Annotated in this window: 21 protein-coding genes; 8 read left to right on the top strand and 13 right to left on the bottom strand. The window is 62.4% G+C overall.

Annotation, left to right across the window (positions count from 1 at the left end; genetic code table 11):
- Positions 1-86 precede the first annotated feature (86 nt).
- Positions 87-1085, top strand: coding sequence for an aldo/keto reductase (locus tag AC6CH8_RS20330; protein WP_474661266.1), 999 nt, complete (start codon positions 87-89; stop codon positions 1083-1085).
- A 6-nt stretch (positions 1086-1091) separates the two neighbouring features.
- Here AC6CH8_RS20330 and AC6CH8_RS20325 read toward each other — a convergent pair whose 3' ends face one another.
- From AC6CH8_RS20325 to AC6CH8_RS20315, 3 genes are all read right to left on the bottom strand, one after another.
- Positions 1092-1997 carry a helix-turn-helix transcriptional regulator gene (locus AC6CH8_RS20325; protein WP_498192077.1) on the bottom strand — a complete coding sequence of 302 codons (906 nt, stop codon included), beginning with the start codon at positions 1995-1997 and terminating at the stop codon, positions 1092-1094.
- 95 nt (positions 1998-2092) lie between these two features.
- The gene (locus tag AC6CH8_RS20320) at positions 2093-2797 is read right to left on the bottom strand and encodes an AAA family ATPase (protein ID WP_091470258.1); all 705 of its coding nucleotides are present in this window, start codon (positions 2795-2797) and stop codon (positions 2093-2095) included.
- A gap of 10 nt (positions 2798-2807) precedes the next feature.
- Positions 2808-3485 carry an FMN-dependent NADH-azoreductase gene (locus AC6CH8_RS20315; protein ID WP_429330534.1) on the bottom strand — a complete coding sequence of 226 codons (678 nt, stop codon included), beginning with the start codon at positions 3483-3485 and terminating at the stop codon, positions 2808-2810.
- Positions 3486-3652: 167 nt separating this feature from the next.
- Here AC6CH8_RS20315 and AC6CH8_RS20310 point away from each other — a divergent pair, with 167 nt between their 5' ends.
- From AC6CH8_RS20310 to AC6CH8_RS20300, 3 genes are all read left to right on the top strand, one after another.
- Positions 3653-4306: an HAD family hydrolase gene (locus AC6CH8_RS20310; RefSeq protein ID WP_498192075.1), complete on the top strand. Its 654-nt coding sequence runs from the start codon at positions 3653-3655 to the stop codon at positions 4304-4306.
- Between the two features lie 85 nt (positions 4307-4391).
- Positions 4392-4799 carry a winged helix-turn-helix transcriptional regulator gene (locus AC6CH8_RS20305; RefSeq protein WP_017200679.1) on the top strand — a complete coding sequence of 136 codons (408 nt, stop codon included), beginning with the start codon at positions 4392-4394 and terminating at the stop codon, positions 4797-4799.
- Positions 4744-5451: a thioesterase II family protein gene (locus AC6CH8_RS20300; RefSeq protein WP_498192074.1), complete on the top strand. Its 708-nt coding sequence runs from the start codon at positions 4744-4746 to the stop codon at positions 5449-5451. The genes AC6CH8_RS20305 and AC6CH8_RS20300 overlap by 56 nt, the downstream gene beginning before the upstream one ends.
- A gap of 128 nt (positions 5452-5579) precedes the next feature.
- Here AC6CH8_RS20300 and AC6CH8_RS20295 read toward each other — a convergent pair whose 3' ends face one another.
- The 4 genes from AC6CH8_RS20295 to AC6CH8_RS20280 all read right to left on the bottom strand — a co-directional run bounded on the left by AC6CH8_RS20295 (position 5580) and on the right by AC6CH8_RS20280 (position 8600).
- Positions 5580-6221 (bottom strand): flavodoxin family protein, encoded by a 642-nt coding sequence (locus AC6CH8_RS20295; RefSeq protein ID WP_498192073.1) that lies wholly within the window; start codon positions 6219-6221, stop codon positions 5580-5582.
- A 64-nt stretch (positions 6222-6285) separates the two neighbouring features.
- Positions 6286-6531, bottom strand: coding sequence for an acyl carrier protein (locus AC6CH8_RS20290; RefSeq protein WP_017200682.1), 246 nt, complete (start codon positions 6529-6531; stop codon positions 6286-6288).
- 87 nt (positions 6532-6618) lie between these two features.
- Complete coding sequence (locus AC6CH8_RS20285; RefSeq protein ID WP_498192072.1) at positions 6619-7593, bottom strand: beta-ketoacyl-ACP synthase III; 975 nt, start codon at positions 7591-7593, stop codon at positions 6619-6621.
- The gene (locus tag AC6CH8_RS20280) at positions 7590-8600 is read right to left on the bottom strand and encodes an AvrD family protein (protein ID WP_420179019.1); all 1011 of its coding nucleotides are present in this window, start codon (positions 8598-8600) and stop codon (positions 7590-7592) included. Before AC6CH8_RS20280 ends, AC6CH8_RS20285 begins: the two co-directional genes overlap by 4 nt.
- A gap of 180 nt (positions 8601-8780) precedes the next feature.
- On the opposite strand from AC6CH8_RS20280, the gene AC6CH8_RS20275 reads away from it, so the two are divergent.
- Positions 8781-9617, top strand: coding sequence for an alpha/beta fold hydrolase (locus tag AC6CH8_RS20275; RefSeq protein ID WP_498192071.1), 837 nt, complete (start codon positions 8781-8783; stop codon positions 9615-9617).
- Between the two features lie 9 nt (positions 9618-9626).
- Here AC6CH8_RS20275 and AC6CH8_RS20270 read toward each other — a convergent pair whose 3' ends face one another.
- The 5 genes from AC6CH8_RS20270 to AC6CH8_RS20250 form a co-directional block, all read right to left on the bottom strand.
- Positions 9627-11156, bottom strand: a complete 1530-nt coding sequence (locus AC6CH8_RS20270; protein WP_498192070.1) for a CYTH and CHAD domain-containing protein — start codon at positions 11154-11156, stop codon at positions 9627-9629.
- A gap of 121 nt (positions 11157-11277) precedes the next feature.
- Complete coding sequence (locus AC6CH8_RS20265) at positions 11278-11871, bottom strand: SRPBCC family protein (protein WP_420179022.1); 594 nt, start codon at positions 11869-11871, stop codon at positions 11278-11280.
- A 114-nt stretch (positions 11872-11985) separates the two neighbouring features.
- Positions 11986-12417 carry a hypothetical protein gene (locus tag AC6CH8_RS20260; protein ID WP_091470236.1) on the bottom strand — a complete coding sequence of 144 codons (432 nt, stop codon included), beginning with the start codon at positions 12415-12417 and terminating at the stop codon, positions 11986-11988.
- 405 nt (positions 12418-12822) lie between these two features.
- Positions 12823-13086, bottom strand: a complete 264-nt coding sequence (locus tag AC6CH8_RS20255; protein ID WP_420179023.1) for a hypothetical protein — start codon at positions 13084-13086, stop codon at positions 12823-12825.
- On the bottom strand, positions 13083-13241 hold the full coding sequence (locus AC6CH8_RS20250) for a hypothetical protein (protein WP_017200690.1): 159 nt from the start codon (positions 13239-13241) through the stop codon (positions 13083-13085). The genes AC6CH8_RS20255 and AC6CH8_RS20250 overlap by 4 nt, the downstream gene beginning before the upstream one ends.
- Before the next feature lie 375 nt (positions 13242-13616).
- Between AC6CH8_RS20250 and AC6CH8_RS20245 the strand changes: the two genes are divergently transcribed.
- Positions 13617-14198 carry a dTMP kinase gene (locus AC6CH8_RS20245; RefSeq protein WP_498192069.1) on the top strand — a complete coding sequence of 194 codons (582 nt, stop codon included), beginning with the start codon at positions 13617-13619 and terminating at the stop codon, positions 14196-14198.
- An 81-nt stretch (positions 14199-14279) separates the two neighbouring features.
- Here AC6CH8_RS20245 and AC6CH8_RS20240 read toward each other — a convergent pair whose 3' ends face one another.
- The gene (locus AC6CH8_RS20240; RefSeq protein WP_498192068.1) at positions 14280-15041 is read right to left on the bottom strand and encodes an NUDIX hydrolase; all 762 of its coding nucleotides are present in this window, start codon (positions 15039-15041) and stop codon (positions 14280-14282) included.
- Between the two features lie 78 nt (positions 15042-15119).
- Here AC6CH8_RS20240 and AC6CH8_RS20235 point away from each other — a divergent pair, with 78 nt between their 5' ends.
- Both AC6CH8_RS20235 and AC6CH8_RS20230 read left to right on the top strand, forming a co-directional pair.
- On the top strand, positions 15120-16139 hold the full coding sequence (locus AC6CH8_RS20235; protein WP_498192067.1) for an SPFH domain-containing protein: 1020 nt from the start codon (positions 15120-15122) through the stop codon (positions 16137-16139).
- An 8-nt stretch (positions 16140-16147) separates the two neighbouring features.
- On the top strand, positions 16148-17050 hold the full coding sequence (locus tag AC6CH8_RS20230; RefSeq protein ID WP_498192066.1) for a diacylglycerol kinase catalytic domain-containing protein: 903 nt from the start codon (positions 16148-16150) through the stop codon (positions 17048-17050).
- Positions 17051-17216 lie beyond the last annotated feature (166 nt).

Below are 17216 nucleotides of genomic sequence, written 5' to 3'. Positions count from 1 at the left end.
AGGGGTAATGCCAGGGACTCCCTCGCGTCTCAGCATGGCCATACCGTCGAGGTAGCAATCAGCTCGAACACCATAGGAGACCAAACATGGAAAAGCGCACACTCGGCACCGGCGGCCTTGAGGTTTCCGCCATTGGCATGGGATGCATGAGCATGACAGGCGGCTACAGCGAGAGGCCGGACCGCGAGGAAATGATCTCGCTCATCCGCACAGGCGTGGAGCGCGGCGTGACGTTCTTCGACACCGCCGAGATCTACGGACCCTACGCTAATGAGGAACTCGTCGGCGAAGCACTGGCCCCGTTCAAGGACCAGGTGGTCATCGCCACCAAATTCGGTTGGGACATTGACCCCGCCGCGCGGAAGGCCAGCGGCAAGGTCACCAGCCGCCCCGAGGTCATCAAAGAGGTAGTCGAAGGATCACTGCAGCGGCTGGGAGTGGACGCCCTGGATCTCTACTACCAGCACCGGGTTGATCCGGACGTCCCCATCGAGGACGTGGCGGGTGCCGTCAAGGAACTCGTCGACGCCGGAAAAGTGAAGCACTTCGGCATGTCCGAGGCTGCGGCAGGCACCATCCGCCGGGCCCATGCAGTCCTTCCCGTGGCTGCCGTCCAGAGCGAGTACTCGTTGTGGTGGCGCCGACCGGAGGAAGAAGTCCTGGACGTTTGCGAAGAACTTGGCATCGGCTTCGTTCCCTTCAGCCCGCTGGGCAAGGGCTTCCTGACCGGCACCATCAACGCTTCCACCAACTTCGAATCCGGCAACGACATCCGCAGCACCATCCCCCGGTTCACCCCCGAGGCCATGCAAAATAACCAGGCTGTGGTGGACCTGCTCGCCGGCATTGCAGAACGAAAAGGCGCGACGCCGGGCCAGATCGCCTTGGCATGGTTGCTGGCGCAGAAGCCGTGGATCGTGCCTATTCCAGGCACACGGAAACTGCACCGCCTCGAAGAAAACCTGGCGGCGGCCGACGTCGAACTTTCGCCTGCAGAGCTTGACGGGATCGAAGCCGCCGCAGCGAAAATCACTGTGGAGGGTGGGCGCTACAACGAGGCCGGCGAACGGATGACGAACCTCTGACCCGCACTAGACAACAGCCTTCCGGCCAAGCCCCGACAGTGCCGCCTGCGTCCCTGTCCCGCTTTTGGGCAGGTAGGTAAAGAGGCGGAGGGCGGGAAACTGCGGCACGCCCAGAACCATGGGGGCGAAGCTGAGCCGGCCGAGTGTTGGGTGGTCGTAGACAACGTCCACATGGTACGAGTCGCTCACCACCTGGCGCTGCCACAGTTCGTTGAAGGCCTTCGAAACCTCACAGAGGCTCCGGGCCATGGTGTCGAACCGGGGATCGTCAGGGAACTTGGCTGATTGCGCACGAAACTGGGCAACCATGGATCGGGCCATCATCTCTTTGTGGACGTGGGGCCGGGCAAGCTCCGGATCGGTGAAGAAGCGGTGGAGGCAGCTTTCGCCCACCCTGGTATCAAAGGTGTCAGCCGCGGCCGGGTTCATTGCCACGACGGTCCAGAACGGGTCTGCGATGTAGCTGGGATTTGCCATGGCATCCACCAGTTGCTGCAGAAGCGCCAGCTGGGTGTTGTCGACGTCGAAACGCTGTCCACCCTCCCCGGTCCCCTGAAAGCCGCTGTGAGCGGCTTGTCTGTTGCCGGCGTCAGGGCTGGGCCGACGCCCGGACGCCAGCCTGCGGACATAGTTCCTGTCTTCCAGGCTGAGCTGCAGGGCATTGGCTATCGCGTCCAAAATTTCTGCGGAGGCCCCGATGGCCCGCCCCTGCTCCAGCCAGGTGTACCAGGAGACCCCAACGTTCGCCAGGACGGCCACCTCTTCCCGCCTGAGTCCGGGAGTCCGGCGTCGTGGGCTGACCGGTAACCCGACGTCCTCCGGCCGGGTCTGCTCGCGGCGGGTGCGGAAGAACTCGCCTAGTCGCGCGTGGTTGGACCGCGCTTGGTGGGAAGCAGAAGGATGGGTGGGCATGGGTTCTCCACTAATGACGAGCGTCCGGCCGACCGCTTTATGGCAGTCGGCCGGACGAACGGGTGAGTCGAATCCGGAATCCTGGGTCAGGCGGATTACTGCAGGACGCGTTCCTTTTCAGAACGGACGTCCAACTGTGCGTACTCTTCGGAGGCCAAACGAGCAGCATCCTCCGGGCTCATGCGTGGCTCCAGCTTGAACAGGGAAGCGATCTGCTCGAGTCGCTCCTCCACGGAACCGGACACCACATGGAACGGCATCCCCAGCTCGTCCATGGTTTGCTGCAAGATGGCGTCGGACATGTTCCGGAACTGATCATTGACCGGGCGGTGCCCGTCGGCGGAGAGCGGGAGCTCGTTCTTCAGGTGCACGAACACATCGAAGGAGTTCTGCACGTGCCTCTTGAAGCTGTTGCCAAGGCTGGTCATCACCTCTTCGAAGAAGGCGAGTTCCGGCGTCTTCTCCACGGTCTCGCCCGCCGAAAGATGCGCCGAGGCACTGGGATTCAGGCCAAGCGAAACCCGCACAGACCCATAGATCCATTCCTGCAAGGATGATCCGTCGGAAATGAACCCTGCCGAGAGCTTGTCCTCGTAAACGGCCCGCTCAACGTGGCGGGTCACGATCATCTGGATAAGCTCCGCGGCCGTGCACTCCTCAAGGGTCTTGCCCGGCGCGGCCTCGGGGAGGATTTCACGCATGGTCCTTGCCCGGGTCCGGGGCAGCCCCGTGTAGTGGGACAAGGCCATGGACGTGAACGTCTTGCCCGAGGAGTAGGTACCTGAAATGCCGATGCGCACTGCGTCCGCCTTAGTCGTTGACGAGCTGGAGGGTTCCCGCGGCGCTGAGCTTGCCGGCGAACTCGATGGCGGCGTCACTGAGGTCCGCCTCGGCAACCTTACGGGTGCCATCCACGTCTCCGTTGAGCACCGTGGGGGCGAAGCGGACGTGCGTGGCGTCCTGGATGCCCACGAAGTTCAGCCAGTCGGCAAAGAAAGTGCTGCTGAAGTCAGAGCCGAACGCGGCCGGAACGCCCGGTGCGTAAACGCCGCTGGTGTGGATTGCCAGGGCCTGCTTGCCCTCCAGCAGGCCGCGGTAGCCCTGCTCGGGGTCGAAACCAAAGCTCCAGCCGGGTTGGGTGATGATGTCGATCCACTGCTTCAGGACATACGGAACGCCCGAGTTCCACATGGGGATGTTGAAGACGTAGGCGTCGGCGGCAGCGAACTGGTCGAATACTGCACGGGCGGATTCCCACGCAGCAACCTGATCGGGAGTCTGGTCCTGTCCGGTGAAAACAGCCATCTTCGCAGCGGCGGCGACGCGACCGAAAACGGGCAGCGCGCCGTCGTCGAACAGGTTCAGCGTCTCCACTTCGAAACTCTCCGCACCGGCAGTCTGGACGGAATCGATGAAGTGCCGGGCCAACCGCAGTGAGTCGCTGTTGGCGTAGCGCGGTGAGGCGTTGATGTGGAGGATGGTAGGCATTGGCTTCCTTTCGAGGCTGTGCTTTCGGGGACGCTTTGTGCCCCGTCATCGATCCTCACTGACAGCGCGGCGCCGCGTAAGAACGCACTTTTTTGTGCCCAGGGCACCTCAAAGTGCCCTGCCCTGAGGGGCTTCCGAACGGCGGATCGGTCCCTAGGATTCTTCCTGTGGAAGAATCCTCCCGCAGCCGCATCCAAGCTGCCTACACAGACATCGACGGCACCGTCACCGCTTACAACACCATTTTCGAATTCCTTCGCTTCGACGCCGCCGAACATGCCCGCGCTGAAGAGGCCGGGGAGTTCCTCGCAGGTCTGCGGGCTGCAGCCGAGAACGGGGTCCCGCGTTCGGCGACGAACGCCCACTACTTCCGCTGGTGGCGCGGCCGAAGCGTCACAGAGGTGGCCGAACTCGGCGAGCGCTGGGCGGATCTGCAGGATGGGCAGGCGGCCGACTGGGCTTTCCTGGAGCCTGTGGTGTCCATCCTGGACGCCCATGCGGACTCCGGGCGGCAGCTGGTTGCAGTCACGGCATCGTTCGAGCCGGCCTTGGTACGGGTTCGACGGCGGTGGCCCCACCTTGAGCTGTTATGCACCCGCCCGTTGGTGGCCGATGGCACGTACACGGGTGGGATCGAGCAAGCACTGGTGGGTGATGCCAAAGCCCGGGCCGTCCTGGCCCACGCGTTAGCGAACAACGTTGATCTCGCGGGCAGCTTCGCTTACGGGGACCATCATTCGGATCTCCAATTCATGGCCTTGGCAGGGGAATCCCTGTTGGTTGACGCCAAGCTGAGGGTCTCAGCCACGCCGGTGAGTTAAGGTTTACGACACCGTTCCCCGAGCTGTCAGAGGCCCCAAGTAAACTGAGCCCAGCAGTCCACTTGATGAGGAAAGTATTGGGGATATGACTCTCACGGCTGAACAGAAACGCCAGAAAGCCCGGAAGCACTACAACGCGTCCTTGGACCTTTGCCCGGCCCGGCAATTGCTGGAGGCCATCAGCAGCAAGTGGGTCACCTTGGTGATGCTTGCCCTTGAGGACGGCCAGCAGCGCCACAGTGACCTGCGGAAGCTCATACCAGGTGCCAGCCAGAAGATGCTGACATCCACCCTCCGCTCCCTGGAACGCGATGGGTTGGTCCTCCGGCATGTCACGGTGTCTGTTCCCATCCGCACCGACTACGAACTCACTCCCCGCGGCCGCTCGCTGCTGCGCATCATCTTTGAAATGAAGGAGTGGGCGGAGGAGCACATGGATGATGTTGCTGCGTCCCGTTTGGAGCACGACCGCCACCGGCTCGCCTTCAACTGACGGCCAGGACCCCGGCGTGCACCTGTTTTGCCTACACCATGCCGGTGGGACCACGGCCAGCTTCGCAGGCTGGCGCTTCGACGGCGTGACGGTGACCAAACTCAGCTACCGTGGCTGGGACTTCATGTCCTTGGGGGCGGCTGCTGATGCCCTCGCAGAGCGCGTGACGGCGTCGGCGTCTGCCCGGCTAGCCCTGTACGGCCACAGCATGGGGGCTGTCCTCGCATTCGAGATCGCCCTGCGGTTACAGCACACAGGGCGGGTGGCCCACGTCTTCCTCGCCGCCACGCGCCCGCCGTCGGGAATGCACGACGCCGGTGCTGCCGCAATTGCCGCTGCGGGCGCACTGTCCCCGCGCGCCCGGGAAGTCCTCCTTGAGGACCTCGATCTCCTAGCGGGGTATCCGGGAAGACCACCCGGGAAACAGTTGGAAGTTCCAGCCACCGTCCTCTACAGCGCAGACGATCCCGTGGTGCCTGTTGCCGATTCCCTCCGCTGGGCGGCATGGTGTGCGGCCGAGCCACGGTTGATGAAACTGGACACTGGAGGTCATCTGTTCCACCTGGGCAACCCTGCCGTGCGGTTACTCGTGGAAAAGACCCTGTCCCCGGAGCCGAGTAGGGACGCCCAGACGGATCAGCGCCACGGATAAAGCCTGGCGCCACCCAAATATGGGTGTCACCAGGCTTTATCCGTGGCGCTAGGAGTTATCCGTGTCGCCAGGCTTATCCGTGTCGCCAGGCGTTATCCTTGTCCGCCCGCTCCTCGGCGCGAGGACGGCTAGGCTCCCGTGCTGATGAGTTCCCGGTCTGAGCTGTGATTCCCGGAGGTGCGGTTCTCCAGGGCGGCCTTTCCGGCGGCGAAGACCGCACTGATTTCCGCAACGCGTCGGCCCAAGTGGGCGGCCGTAGCGATATCCGCGGGGTGGACGCCCTCGATCCCAACGTCCGAGAAGGTTTGTGCGGCAGCACCGTTGAAGTAGCCGAAGCGGTTGAGGTCGTTTTCGGTACCCTTGGTGCTCTTCCAGCCTGGGAGCAGGCCGAGGTTGATCCAGTTCATGCCGTGCTGGGCGCCAAAAGTAGCGAAGTAATCCAAGGTTGAGTTTTTGTCCCCTGCCTTGCATGCGGCGTTGGTGAAACCCGCACCCAGCTTGTTGTGCCACTTCTGCACAGCCCAACGGCCTGCGGTCTTTTCTGCGAAGGCGTGGAACGCTGAAGGTGCAGTACCCATGTACGTGGGTGCGCCGAAGATGATGGCATCGGCTTCATCAATGAAGTCCCAGGACTCCTGGGTAAGTTCATCCACGCGCAGGAGGGCTGCGGTGGCTCCCGTGGAGGCGGCAGCGGACACCACTGCGTCCGCGAGGACCTTGGTGTGACCGGAGCCTGAATAGTAAACAACTGCAATTGCCGGAGTGGCCATGGGTGTCCTCACTGTTTGTATCTGTGTCTATGTGTTGGCTAGGTGACTCGTTAGTGGATTCCGGTTAGACGGCGGGTTGCAGGGCAAGCTTCCCGGTCACCAGTCCGGCCGCAACCCGGGCAGTTCCTGCGTCTGCAAGTTCGAATTCGTCCACGCGCACGCCGAACTTGTTGCTGAGGATGACGGCCGCTTCAACGAGGGACAGTGAATCGATGTCCAGGTCCGCGAAGGAGTCGTCCGGGCCCATGTGGCTGAGCTCGTCCATGGTGGATCGGATAGCCTCGACGACGTCCAAAGCTGTAATTTCCATGTGGTTTCCCCCTTTGTAGTGTGGCCCGGGATGGCCGGGCCACGGTGATCCCGCAAGGCACCCTGCCCGCAGGAATCGGTAGTGGCCCTAATGCGGGTCCACAACCGAGATCGAAGGCCAGGTCATGGCGATGGCACCCCAGGTGGTTCCCCCGCCGAAGGCCGTCAGGACCACTTTGTCCCCGGGAGACCTGTGGCCCTTGGTGCCGGCGTCGGTCATGGCCAGTGGAATCGAGGCAGCTGAAGTATTTCCCACCCTGTCCAAGTGGACCTCGGCTTTGGAGCCGGGTATTCCGGTCACCGAGGCCACCGTGTTGAGGATCCGCAGGTTGGCCTGATGCGCGATCAGGGAATCGACGTCGCCAGCCGTCCAGCCAACACTCGCCAGCACGGTCTGCACGGAGTCCGACATCGCCGTCACCGCCTGCGTGAACACTTCTTTGCCCTGCATCTCAAAGAAGGCACCGGCGCTGCGTGGAACTTGAATCAGCGTTTCCCCGTCGCCGTCGGAGTGCAGCGTTGTAGCAAGGATGGCCCCGGGTTCTTCTGCGGTACCGGCCGAGAGGTAGGCGGCTCCTGCGCCGTCGCCGAAGATCACGGACGTGGTGCGGTCCGTCGGGTCCAGCAGCCGGGTGAAGGTGTCCGCGCCAATCACCAGTGCAGAGCCAACGGAGCCGGAGGTAATGGCCCAGCTGGCCGTAGCGAGCGCGTAGACAAATCCTGAACAAACCGCCGAGATATCGAACGCGGCAATCCCTTGTAGCCCAAGGTTCGCCGCAACCTTTGGTGCAGTGGCAGGGCAGACCTTGTCCGGCGTCGAGGTCGCCACGATCAGCAGTCCCACGGAATCGACGCCGGCGCTTGCCAACGCTCGTCGGCCAGCTGTTGTGGCAAGGACGCTGGTGCTCTCAGATTCGTCTGAGTGGCGCCGCTCGGCGATGCCGGTCCGGCGCCGGATCCATTCATCGGAGGTATCCATGACGGAGGAGAGGTGCTCATTCGTGACCACGCGTTCGGGAAGTGCGCCGCCCAGGCCTCGGACCACCGCGGATTTCGCGCTCATTGAACAGCCCCTGCCGGCAGTTGGTGAGCGACGCTGCAGACTACCTCGCCGCCGTCGAACGTTCCCACTACATCGGCGCAGCGCCAGGACCCGCCGTCCTTTCCGATCAGCCGGCTCTTCTGCAACCCCACACTCAGACCGGTTCCCTGCCCGCCCCCAATCTTCGGGCCGGGACCGGTAAAAGTAACCCGTGTCTTGCGCATCCAGAGCGTGTTGCTGTCGGAACGGTTCATGGCGTCCAAGCTGTAGAGCAGGACCTGCCCTAGTTGCAGGGTGGCCACAAAGTACTCGACGGCGGACAGCGCCTGCGGGTACGCAGCTTCCAGGCCGCGCCGGTCACCCAGCTGGTGGCCCAACGTGGGTTGCTGGCGAAACGAGAGCTGCGCGTGGGCTGCACCCTGTGCCGCTTCGAGAACCACGTCTGACAACGTGACTTGCCGTTCGGCCCACAGGGCACCATAGAGTCGCGTGGCGGCGTCGCCCACCAACGCCTCTTCTGAGGGTGACTCGACGGAAGCAAGTCCAAGTTCAGCCGGAGCGTGGGTTACTTCAAGGACCGCGCTCATGGAGGCCACCGAGCACCTCAGGACGGACCCTTCACCGTGGTCCTGCAGCGTAGCCTTGCAGCCAAGATCACCCAAGGTGTCTTCCACCGGTTCACTGCCGCCGGAGATGGTGACGGACGTCAGGTAAGCGGCTGGCAATATATCCGGCGAAAACCTGCTGGCCAGCAGGGCTTCCGCCATTCTGCAGGCAAGGACAAGGACGTCCGTGGTGCCAAGGTGCGGTGTTTGCTTTTGATTGCCTTTGACTGACCAAACTCCCGCGACACCCAAGCTGGCTCGGGCAGTCAGTGTGGACTCAGCGACGGTGTGGGCAACGCGAAGGTTCCGCAGCCGCGGGTTGGTGGTCTTGTAACCGTGGCTGAAGAAGCGGCGGCGTCCGTCGCCCAGGAGGTCGTCGATTGAGGCGTAACTCTCGGTGGCGGGGCGTAGGGCAAGGGGCATGAGTGTTCCTTGGTTTCGTCATCGGCGGTGATCCAAGAATCCACTGCAACAGCGTCGGCAACCAGTGTCCGCGGATGGTGGTGGTGGGAACACCACCCTGAGCCGGAGCCGGTGTCAGTGTCAGCCCCGGACAGTAGGCTGGAAACGTTCGTGTTGAACTGCATCGAAGGGACTTGAGTTTTGGCTTACATCACCGTCGGAAACGAAAACAGCACTGAGATTGAGCTTTACTACGAGGACCATGGGACCGGCCAGCCAGTGGTCCTGATTCATGGCTATCCGTTGGACGGATCCTCCTGGGAGAAGCAGACGGCCGCACTGCTCGACGCCGGATATCGCGTCATCACGTACGATCGCCGCGGGTTCGGCAAGTCCAGCCAACCGACCGAAGGCTACGACTACGACACCTTCGCAGCAGACTTGAAGACCGTGCTGGACACCCTGGACCTGAACGACGCCGTTTTGGTGGGCTTCTCCATGGGTACAGGCGAAGTTGCGCGCTACATCAGCACCTACGGCTCGGCGCGCGTTGCAAAGGCCGTGTTCCTCGGTTCGCTGGAGCCTTTCCTTCTGAAGACCGACGACAACCCTGACGGCGTCCCCCAGGAGGTCTTCGATGGCCTCGCCGAGTCCGTTAAGGCCGACCGGTACGCCTTCTTCACCGACTTCTTCAAGAACTTCTACAACACGGACACCTTCCTTGGCACCGCACGGCTCAGCCAGGAATCAGTGGATGCCAGCTGGAACCTTGCCAGCAAATCCGGTGCGTTCGCCTCAGTAGCCGCCCAGCCCACCTGGCTGACGGACTTCCGATCGGACATTCCCAAGATCGATGTCCCGGCCTTGATCGTCCACGGCACGGCGGACAACATCCTGCCTATCGACGTCACGGGTCGGCGATTCAAGGATGCCCTGCCCAGCGCCGAGTACCTTGAAATCGAGGGCGCACCGCACGGCTTGCTCTGGACGCATGGTGCAGAAATCAACGAGGCCCTGCTGGCGTTCCTCAAGAAGTAAAACGTGGAGCTACTTTTTGAGGCGTAGGTTCCGCGCCTTCTTGCCCTTTCGCAGGTACTCCTGCTGAGTGGCGTCAGCGGCGGTGCGCTCCATCGCGTGGAGCACTCCATAAGTGAAAGCACCGTTGCTGACGCCCGGCGCAGAACCCAGCTTCAGCAGTTCCGCCCGCGCCATCACACTGTCCTGATGGTCGCCAAGAATTGACTGAATCCTGTGCGCCGCGTCTTCCAATTTCACGGCGCGTTTGCCGTGGATGCCTTCCACAGCCGCTGCGGCAAAGCGCAGCTTCTTGGCGGCCTTCCGCACTTCGTGGAATGCCTTATCGCGTTGAGGCCCGACGGCGGCACCCACCGCTTCGGCGTGCCGTTTGCGGAGCCTTTTGCCGGCCTTGTTGACGAGCTTCGCCGTGGTCTCCTTTGCCGCTGCCTCACCCTTTGACGTTGTGGGCGGAGCGTCGATGAAGGCTTCCATAGCGTCCAGCAACTTGAAGTAGCGGGGACTGTTCAACCTGTTCCTTACGGCAGACATCGCAGTTTCGGCCCTCAATGCCATACGCTCTTCCAGCTCATTGCGGAGTTGACCCAGGACGAGCTTTCTTGGCAGTTCGTCGAAGCTGCTCTTCAAGCGTTCGTGCAAGACCTCCACATCCCGGTACCGGCCAAGGGTCTTGGCGAGCGACTTCAGTTCCTTTTCGAGATCCTTCACGGGGTCCGGTTCAAAGAGATCCCTGTAACCATGCAGGACAGCACGGATTCGGCGTATCTGTGACCGCATTTGGTGCACTGAATCGTCACGGGCAAGGCGGACATGGGAGTCCTGAAGGAGCAGATCGGCCACTTGCTCGTTCAGGTACTTGAGCACGGGAATGACGGCTGGACCGTTGCCGCTGGGCTCTTCGCGGTCTGTTAGCTTCGAAGCAGGCCATGAGTCGCCTAAGGCGGTGGCCAGCTTGGACGTGCGCTCGCTCGGCTTTGCTCCGGCGTCGGAGAGTTGCTGTGTCAGGGTGCTCAGCAAGGTGTCGGCATCGTCGTCGGCCTCTTCCGGTGCCAGCTCCACCTCCCACTCCCTCCACTCCAGCTCGCGGGGTTCGCCAAGCATCGCTCTGGCACGAACGTAGTCATCCACGAATTCAGCCAGTCGATGGCCATCCTCGCCGTACAAGGCGTAGCTGGTTCGTTCCGTGTTCAGGGTTGCGACAGCCGCCACTGCGTGACCCCGGGTGTAGGCAAGCACGCGGTCCATGAGTTCCACCGGGACAGCGTCGGCGTTGCCCAACGGTGCCTGGATCTCTGTTCGCTTGCCCGCACTGTGCGGGAGCTTCAGGTGCCAGCCGGCGTCCGGCCCACCGGTCCGGCGGCGCAGTGTGATTCCGCGGGATGCCAGGGCCAGGTGGCGGGTGTCAAAGTAAATGGCTTCCAGGCTGTGGCTCGCGGGTTCACCCACACTCCCTATCCCGTCAATTGCTTCGAGGGCAGGGAGCGGAGTGGACGCTTCGGCGTCGAATTTCTGTTCAGCTTCCACATTGCTGGAGGTTGCCATGACCGCGGAATTCCTGCCTTTCGGGGATATGCCGCGAGGGCCGGCCCGTTGTGATGGCCGGCCCTCGTTGGAGCTGCTTATGTGGTTCCATGTCCAGTTTGAGTTAGATCAACCCGTCGCGCTAGATCCCCGGAGTGCGCGGCTGCGGCGGCTCGGCGGGCCCTTCATTGGCAGCCGGCGCTGCGAGATCCGGATCGACGGGCGGGAACTCAGCCGTTGCCACTGCGCCACTACCGAAGGTTTCACCGGTGTCATCAACATCGCCACCGGAAACCGTGCCACGCCAGGCACCCGTTTCATGCCTCTGGGCCTCGATGAACTTCTTGAACTTGTCCAAGTCCGCACCTACGCGCATGCTGTCCACGCCAAGGGCGGAGCCGGCCTTTTCCGCGAGGCCATCCGGCTCCCAGACGATCTCCACGTTGACCCGGGTCCTGCCGGTGTCGAGTGGCTCGAAGCTCACCGTTCCGCCGTTGCGGGGTCCGTCCACGCTTGCCCAACTGACCAGGGAATCAGGGACCTGCTCAATGATCTGGGCGTTGTACTCCCGCTTCACACCACCAACATTGGTCGAAAAATGAAGGCCCGTTTCATCGATCTGTTCAACGGCCTCCACTCCATTCATGAACTGAGGGAAGGTCTCAAACTGCGTCCACTGGTTGTAGGCAACAGATACAGGTACATCCACTTCGATTGACTTATTTACCGTAGCCAAGGTTTTGCTCCTTCGATCGTGTCTCGGGTGCTCATGCGGTAATGCTGGTGGCGCGCCAGCCAGCTGGCTGCTTAACCAGTGGCGCGCCTGTCTAAAGCGCGCCAGCCAAAGCTCTTAGCCGGCGTCGAAACTTTCTTCGTCATCGTCGTTGGGTGACTCTTCCTGGGGAAGGTCATTGCCGCTGCCGTCCGGCAGGTCGCCGTCGTTTCCGTCCGGCTGGGTGGACTGCTCAGCCAAGTACTGCTCGTCAGTTCCGCCAAAGCGGCCCGCGCCTGGCTCTCCGGAACTGTCGGAGTCCTCGGGATCCAAATGGCTAAGGTTCGGGGCGCCGGTGCCTTCTCCGAGGGCGGCTTCCTCGATGTCTTCTTCCACGCGGGGCTGTGCCTGGCCGCCGCCGGCCTCTTGCTCTGCCGTAGGAGTACCGTAGCCTCCCACTTCCTCTTCCGGTGTGGCGTTTTGCTTGTCCATGAGACCTGTCCTTTCCAAAGCGGTGAACGTGTTTATGGAACACTTCGAACCTATAAGTGCAGCTGGTGGCCTGTCCATGCTCTGACGAAATTAGTCAGCAATCTTAGCAATTTGAGGGTGAATGCGTTACGTACAGCCCCAAAACGCTGGCGCATCAAGACGGTTGTGGAATCTCACAGCCACCCTGGGGATCCAAGCCTGTGTAATTCAATGGACCCGCAACAATATTTAGTGCAATGGTGGCAAGCTGCGAGCACTGCGCGGGCGGAGCCGTGAAGTACCCGCGCTGACCTGCTGCCACGGCCCCAATAATGAGCCACACCACCACGAACAGCCCCACAGTCGACCCGATCCGCATCACTACCCCAATCGCTGAACTGATAACCCCCAGCTATTAGTAAGCATACTGACAAAGGTGCCGAAGACCAAAGAAACGCGGCCGCGGACCGGGATCCCTCCCGTCCGCAGCCGCGCCTGCCCTGCTCAATCCGTAGGGTTGGTTTCGGTTGTCAGACCGCGATGGTCCGCAGTCTTTTCGTCCTTCTCTTCTGCCGGCCCGGGCGGGTTGGCTGATTCGCTGGGACCAGCGTCGACGGAGTCTTCCGGACTTTCCGACGACGAATCACCCACAGGTACCTGGTTGCTTGCTTCCGGCGTCCCGGGATCCCTGGGAATGGGATGTCCGGGCGTGGTTGTCCCATCGCGAACCTGCGCGAAGCCGGCAACCTCGCTTGGATCAGTCGTCATACGCGCGACCGGCCACGGCCTAGTACCCAGCCAATAAGGGCCAACACCAGCAGGATAATTCCCACCCACAGGAGGAAGCTGAGGGCTTGGTTGAATCCGCCGACGAGGAGCAAGATGATCGCTATAACACCGGCGATTATCAAAAGTGTATTCATTGAGCTACGCATCCCTTCAATAACGGTTGTCTATTCAGGAAGGCGTCCGCTGGTACTCCATTTCTGAAGCGCCACCCATGCCAACGGGCACCGATCGGAGAATTACTCTCCATATCGCTTACGTACCCCCGCGGAATTAGGTTCAAACCGGAACCACATCCCTTGAGGGGCACGTACATAGCATCATGATAGGCGCGCACTCCGCTGGGGCGAAGTATTTGAACAGGAAACTTAGTACCCTTTTGCGGAGCCGCTCCTGTCACGACGCAGCGTAGCGAACAGCGCCAGTGTGTGATCTATACCTCACTTGGCACAACTGAGGCCAACCCCGCGTTGTACATAGAACGAGTCCCACAGAAGACGAAGGGAGGGCTCATGCTCATTGTTCTGACAGGCATTGACGGTTCAGGAAAAACGACGGCGGCCCACGCCCTGGTCGATTCGGCTCGCGCTGAAGGACGAAGCGCCCTGCTGCTCAGTAATCACGCTGCTCGCCGGAGGATGTCGCTTCTCTCGATGCGATATGGCTGGAAGGTGGCGCCACGGGTTGCGGACTTCATCGAAACAGGTGTTCGCCTATTCAACGTGCTGGTGAACCATGCGCGCGCCCGGCAGTTCGACGGCCCGGTAGTCATGGATCGCCATCTGCACTGCCAACTCGCGCTACGCCAAGCCAGTGGATTGCAGCGCGGGCGTTTGCTCCCATGGCTGCTGGAAAAGCTCCCTGCCGCTGATCTTCACATGCACTTCGACGCTGATCCCACCGTCGCGCACGAGCGCGTCACGGCACGCGGCACCGACCAGGAGACCGTGGCCGACCTGCGGGCATTCCGGGATGCTTACCGTTCGCTACCTGAGTTCGATGACTTCGTGGTGGTGGATGCAAACGGCGAACCTGACGAAGTCATGGCTCAGGTAAATCGCGTGATGGCGGCCAAGGTGGCGGTCGGCGCCTAGCCAAACGCCTGCAGAGGGGCTGTTCCGGTCGAGCTGAAAGCGCCACTAGAGCGTTACCTTCCCCCTGGTTCGGCGCGCAGCCTAATCCCGCGGGCGCATCAGCGGCGGGTTGAGTACCGCCCGGGTGGGCTGGCCCGGCGTCGGACGCGCTTCGGGGGCGAGCCTGAACAACGCAGCCGGCCGTCCGGCGTCGCCCGTTGTCATTCGGCCGGTGTCCTCCAGAAAACCTGGCGTCCCCGTGGCTTTTCTGTGGAAGTTCCGCGGGTCCAGGCGCGTGCCCCACACAGCCTCATACACGCTTCGGAGTTGAGCGATGGTGAATTCCTCACCACAGAAGGCAGCGCCCAGGGGCGAGTATTCAAGCTTCGACTTTGCCCGCTCCAGGGCGTCGTCAAGGATCCGCGCGTGGTCGAAAGCTAGTTCAAGCTTCCCCTCCAGGACGTCGCGAACCGCGCACCACGCAGCCTGTTCAGCGTCACTTCCAGCCGACAACACCGGAAAGTCCGGCGCCAGCAGCAGGTGCGCCACGGTGAGGACGTCACCGCGAGGGTCGCGCCCCTTCGGGCCGTAACTGCCCAGTTGCTCCAAGTGCCCCGGAAGATGTTCGACGCCGGCCTCCTCCGCGAGCTCCCGGCCAGCCGCCTCCAGCAGGTCCTCACCCGCGAGGACGAAACCACCAGGGAGCGCCAGCTTTCCGCGGAAAGGCTCGAGGAGGCGCGTGATGAGGAGGACGTTCAGCTCGCCGTCGCGCACCGTGAGGGCTACGACGTCGACGGTTACCGGAAAGCGCTCGGGCGCCGCGTGGGTTTCAGGCATGAAGTAATCGTAGGTAATTATCGTCATGTTGACAATAAAGCCGGACTGACCCTAATGTTTAGTTATCGTCAATTTGACGACAACTAAACGAAAGAGGCGAACATCATGGCCACCATCAAGCGCTACCCCTGGATCAGCCACTTCCTCGGCAGCCCCACCGGTTACGTCGTGCACCTGCAGAAGGGTGCCGTGCGCCACCAAGGAGTGGGCCAAGCCTTCTGGTTCCGGCCAGCGAACTCCGTTCTGAGCGAAGTTCCGGTAGACGATCAGGAACTGCCGACCCTGTTCCACGCCATCACCCGTGATCACCAAGACGTGAGCGTTCAAGCCAACGTCACGTACCGCTTCATCGATCCCGTGGCCGTATCCACCCGACTCGACTTCGGGCTCCAAACCGCTGGCTCGGCGCCGGCGACCGGACGCGAGCAGGTCTCCACCATCATCGGGCAGTTGTGCCAGAGCCACGCGATCGACCAGATCGCCACTACAACCCTCGCCGAAGCACTCGAACGTGGAGTGAGCCAGCTCCGGCTCGTCCTCACCGAAGCACTCCGGGCAGACGCCAGATTGCAGTCCACCGGCATCGAAATTCTCGGAGTACAGGTACTGGCCGTGCGGCCCGAATCTGATGTTGAACGTGCCCTGCAAACTCCGGTTCGTGAGCAGCTCCAAGCCGAAGCGGACCGCGCCGTGTACGAAAGGCGGGCGGTCGCCGTCGAGCGTGAACGCACGATCTCCGAGAATGAGATGGCGAGCCAAATCGAACTGGCTGTCCGCCGCGAGAACCTGGTGGCGCAGGAAGGCGCGAACGCCCGCCGCGCTGCCGAAGAGAAGGCCGCCGCTGGTTTGATTGAGGCCCAAGGCTCTGCTGAACGAAAGGGCATCGGCGCCGCCGCGGAGGCAAACCAGATCCGACTGGTTGGCGAAGCAGCCGCAGCCCGGGAAGCCGCAACCATGGAGGTCTACCGCGGTATGGAACAGGCCACGCTCCTCGCCTTGGCGCTCAAGGATGCAGCCGGTAGCCTGCCGAACATCGGGAACCTCACCATCACTCCGGACCTGCTCAGCGGAGCACTTGCCGGTCTGTTCAAGGAACCCGCCGCTCCTGTAGAAGCCACCAAGTAAGGACCGTCATGGCAACCCCGCGCATCGTCATCGTCCACCGGCGAACCGAACTCCAGGAACTTCTGGACCGGCACGCCACCCGCGGCCAAGCCGAGTTTTTCCTTCGTAGCCGCGGTCGCAGCATCCAGGACGCGCAAGACCGGCATGATCGGCTAACCTCCGCCCTGGCAACCATCAGGGCGGCAGTACCGTCCGATTGGCGGCAAGCGGAAGTGGAACGCGCGGACCTGAGCCGTTTCCTGCTCACTGCAGAAGACATCATCGCCGTGGTGGGGCAGGACGGCCTGGTGGCGAACGTTGCCAAGTATCTGAACGGCCAACCGGTGATCGGCATCGACCCCGAGCCCGGCGCGAACCCCGGCATCCTTGTCCGGCACACACCGTCGGCAGCCGCTGCCCTTCTGGGTGCCGGCGACGTTGGACGCCTGCGCTGCCAAAGCCTCACCACCGTGACGGCAACGCTCGACGACGGCCAGCAGCTTTCGGCGCTCAATGAAGTCTTCGTCGGGCACGCTTCGCACCAGTCGGCCAAGTACTCCATCACAGCGCCGAGTTTCACCCAGCCCGGCGGACAAACTCAGCGGCAGTCGTCGTCGGGCCTCATCGTTTCCACCGGCACCGGCGCTACCGGGTGGTGCGCCTCGATCGCCTTGGAACGTGGTGGACGTGCCCTTCCCTCCCCGTCCGATCCGCGGCTCGCATGGTTCGTCCGGGAAGCGTGGCCATCACCCGTTACGGGAGCCTCGTTGACCGAAGGCATCCTGGAAACCGGCGAGGTACTGCGAATTACCGTGGCGTCCGATCAGCTGGTGGTGTTCGGTGACGGCATGGAAGATGACCGGCTGACGGCGTCGTGGGGACAGGAAATCACCGTGCAGTTGGGGCAGCGGCCGCTGCGGTTGGTTGTTTGATTTCGCATCGTGCGGCCACCACCTACATTGATTTCCAATCCGGGCCGACACGCCGCTTTCAAGGGGTGTCGCGGCGCCACGGTCCCTCAAAGTTAGTGGTGACGGCCCGCTAGCATCAGCATGTCGCCGCTATCCGAGCCCCCGCCAAAGCTCAAGCCTTGTCCAT

This window comes from Paenarthrobacter sp. GQ52 (assembly GCF_059759005.1).
The sequence above is the reverse complement of the archived record's forward strand: the minus strand, read 5'-3'. Positions and strand labels throughout refer to the sequence as shown.